We start from the raw sequence: 3,843 nt of genomic DNA on the forward strand, positions 1-3,843 counted from the left end.
TTAAGTTTTTATCTGTTACTTACACAGTGGTTTAATATAGTTCTAGAAGGATAATGGGCTTCGCCCAAACCTCTTATTCTTGAAACATTCCAAATTTAAGTTTTTATCTATTACTTACACAGTAGTTTAATATAGTTCTAGAAGGATAATGGGCTTCGCCCAATCCTCTTATTCTTGAAACATTCCAAATTTAAGTTTTTATCTGTTACTTACACAGTGGTTTAATATAGTTCTAGAAGGATAATGGGCTTCGCCCAAACCTCTTATAGGATTACATCTTTTCCCATGTATTGTCTTAAAACTTCTGGAACAGTTACACTGCCATCTGCATTCTGATAGTTTTCAAGAACAGCAGCCACAGTTCTTCCAATAGCAACTCCAGATCCATTTAATGTATGAACAAATTCTGGTTTTGCCTTAGGATCTCTTTTAAATTTAATATTTGCACGTCTAGCCTGGAAATCTTCAAAGTTACTGCAACTTGATATTTCAACATATCTATTGTAACTTGGCATCCAAACCTCTATATCATATTTTAATGCAGCTGTAAATCCTAAATCACCTTTGCATATTCTAACAACTCTATATGGAAGACCTAACATTTGAAGAACTTCCTCAGCATCGTGAGTTAATTTTTCAAGTTCATCATATGAATCTTCTGGTTTTGCAAATTTAACAAGTTCAACTTTATTAAACTGGTGCTGACGAACAAGTCCTCTAGTATCTCTTCCAGCAGAACCAGCTTCTGATCTAAAGCATGCACTATATGCAGCATATTTTATAGGCAAATCTTCAGCCTTAAGTGTTTCATCCCTATGAAGATTTGTAACTGGAACTTCTGCTGTAGGAATTAAGAAAAATCCATTATTTTCTACTTTAAAAGCATCTTCTTCGAACTTTGGAAGCTGACCAGTTCCTGTCATACTGCTTCTATTTACCATGTATGGTGGAAGTACTTCTGTATATCCGTGTTTTTCTACATGTGTGTCTAAGAAGAAGTTTATTACAGATCTTTCAAGTCTTGCACCAAGACCTTTGTAAAAAGTGAATCTTGAACCAGCTACCTTACCAGCTCTCTCAAAATCAAGTATGTTTAAATCTGTTCCAACATCCCAGTGAGCTTTAAATTCAAAATCAAATTTTCTAGGTTCGCCCCATTTTCTTATTTCAACATTATCTTCATCTGACTTACCTTCTGGAACACTTGGATGAGGTATATTAGGAATTCTAAGCATTATGTACTCTATTTCTTCGTCTATCTTTGAAACTTCAGCATCAATGTTTTTAATATCATCTGAAAGTTTTTTCATCTCTGCCATTAATGCATCTGTATTTTGGCCAGCTTTTTTTAGCTTTGGTATTTCACCTGAGTCCTTATTTCTCTTGCTTTTTAAGTTTTCAACTTCAACTAATTTTTTTCTTCTTTGTTCATCAAGTTTTACAACTCTGTCAATTACAGAAACGTCAAAATCTTCCCCTCTATTTAAAAGAGATTTTTTTACCTCTTCAGGATTGCTTCTTATTTTCTTTAAATCTAACATACTTATTTCTATTGAACATCATATTCAATAGTTTCCTCCTCCCACATCTATATATGCATATGCCATCTTAAATTGATGACATACTATATTTTCGTAATAAGACTAAACATTCTAAATACTCATATTTACATACATAAAGTAGTTTATCACTAATACCAGAAAAATTCAATTGAAACTGCGCAATAAAACAAGCCATCAGTATATCCCTTTATAAATTACTTAAAGCTTTATCATCATATTCCTTACTCTTATCTTCTATTTTTACATTTTTATCTGTAAATAGTCCAAATATCGAAGATATCATTACTATTATTGAGGAAATTAAAAATGTTTTGCTAAAAGCAGTCGATAACTTATCATTCTTTTCACTTTTAACCTTATTCATAACACTTTGGATCGCACCTTTTTGCCCAGCCATTCCTATACTTGTTACTACTGTTTCAGTTCCATCCTTTATTTTATAAGATGCATCTACAAGTTTACTAGAACCATCTTCAAGTTTATCATTTCCAACTTTAGCCTTATACATGCCATTTTTTAGATTTGACGAGCCATCATATAATTTTGAAGAACCATTACTTAGCTTTGAAATTGAAGTATTAATAGTACCTATTCCTTCTTGAAGTTTTGTAAATGATGCAGCTGCACTAGAAAGCTTATGAGCTCCAGCTGCAAGTTGTGCAACTCCACTTTTAAAGGCTCCCCTGTCCTTAAACTGTGCTTCAACTTTAGAAGCTCCATTTTGAAGATTATCTGCTCCAGCTTTAAGAGTTTGGCCTGATGAAACAACATTTTGTGAAGCTGCTAGTTTACTTTCAAACTCACTTTCATTTGCAGATGATATTGCCGCGGTATAAATGCTTACCATATTTGAAAGCATTTTTATTTGCTGTATATCCTGTGATTTATCATTTTCTAACTTACTAAGATTAGTTCTATACTCATCAAGTACCTTAGCTGCATCTGCATTGTTTTTTACAAGCATATATAATGTACTATTTACAGCAGCCACATAATTGTTAACCCCGCTAGAAACTTTCTGCGTTCCATCACTAACAGAAGTAATGCCATCATATAAGCTTGGTTTACTTGTATCACCACTTGATGAAAACTGTCCTATAAGCTTTTGTGAGCCAGAATCTAAGGAAGTTATTCCATTAATTAATGCAGTTATACCTTGACTTCCATCTGCTAGCTTTTGACTTCCTGCTGCTAATTTACTAATTCCATCATTAAAAGTGCCTAATCCATAATTTAATGAAACACTGCCATTATAAATTCCATCCAGCCCATTATCTAAATTTTTCATTCCACTATTTAAAGAACTCTGACCATTCGCTGCCTTTGATGCTCCATCTCTAATTATGCTTGTTCCATCGTATAATTTCTTCAAGGTATCATTGTTATAAAAGGATGCATTCTTAGAAAACAAGCTTTTATTATTCTTTATTATATCTTCTACCGACTTTTCAATTGAACTCTGCGATATAGTATTTCTATTGCTATCCGTATTTTTAAAGTTGTCACTTACTACCTTTATAAGTTCTGTTCTCACAGGTTTGATTATCTCATTTTTATTGCTTATATACGAAATCACATTATTTTTGATATTATCCTTTGCAGTAGATACATTGCTATTTAATATACTTACAAGTATTGCAATACCAATACAACTTCCTATTTGTCTAGCAGCATTTATAATTCCAGAACCCATTCCGCTTTTTTCTTTAGGAATAAATTTAACAGATGAAGAAAGTGCTTGAACCGAAAAACCAAGTCCTATTCCACATATAATTAAATCCAATATCATTGTTCCTTTAGTCATATCTGCGTTCACATAGGATAGTTTAAACGTGGCAATTCCAAGAATTAATATACCAAGAAAATTTACAATTCTTGTACCAATTTTCTTACTTAAAATACTTCCAATTGGCGTTGCGAACATAGTTGTAAGTGAAACACTCATCATAATAAAAGCAGCCTTAAGGGTATCATATTCAAGTACATTCTGGATGTAATAATTAAAAATAAGAAGAGGACACATAATTCCAAAACCTGTTATTAAGTAACATATATTTGATGCTGTAAAGGTTGGTTCTTTAAAAAGACTAAATTCTACCATCGGTGCAGAAATCTTAAGTTCGACTATAACAAATACAATTAGAGAAACCGCAAAAATTGCAAACAAAGCTATTATAGTAGGTGAGTTCCAACCATAATCCTTTCCTCGTATAATATAGTTGTACCCACCAATAAAGATTAGACCAAATCTACTAACGGATGTTTATAATAATATTTTTAC

Annotated in this window: 2 protein-coding genes; both read right to left on the reverse strand. The window is 32.3% G+C overall.

Annotation, left to right across the window (positions count from 1 at the left end; genetic code table 11):
• Positions 1-263: 263 nt before the first annotated feature.
• A complete protein-coding gene (gene serS, locus LQK79_RS20485; protein ID WP_231017733.1) occupies positions 264-1,541 on the reverse strand; it encodes a serine--tRNA ligase in 1,278 nt (425 codons plus the stop codon).
• A gap of 208 nt (positions 1,542-1,749) precedes the next feature.
• Complete coding sequence (locus LQK79_RS20490; RefSeq protein WP_331000780.1) at positions 1,750-3,801, reverse strand: MFS transporter; 2,052 nt, start codon at positions 3,799-3,801, stop codon at positions 1,750-1,752.
• Positions 3,802-3,843 lie beyond the last annotated feature (42 nt).

This window comes from Clostridium guangxiense (genome assembly GCF_021043395.1).
GTDB lineage: Bacteria > Bacillota > Clostridia > Clostridiales > Clostridiaceae > Clostridium_S > Clostridium_S guangxiense.

Excerpts from the sequence above, each read along its gene's own strand:
- serS (WP_231017733.1), bottom strand. The coding sequence starts at position 1,541 with ATGTTAGATTTAAAGAAAATAAGAAGCAATCCTGAAGAGGTAAAAAAA.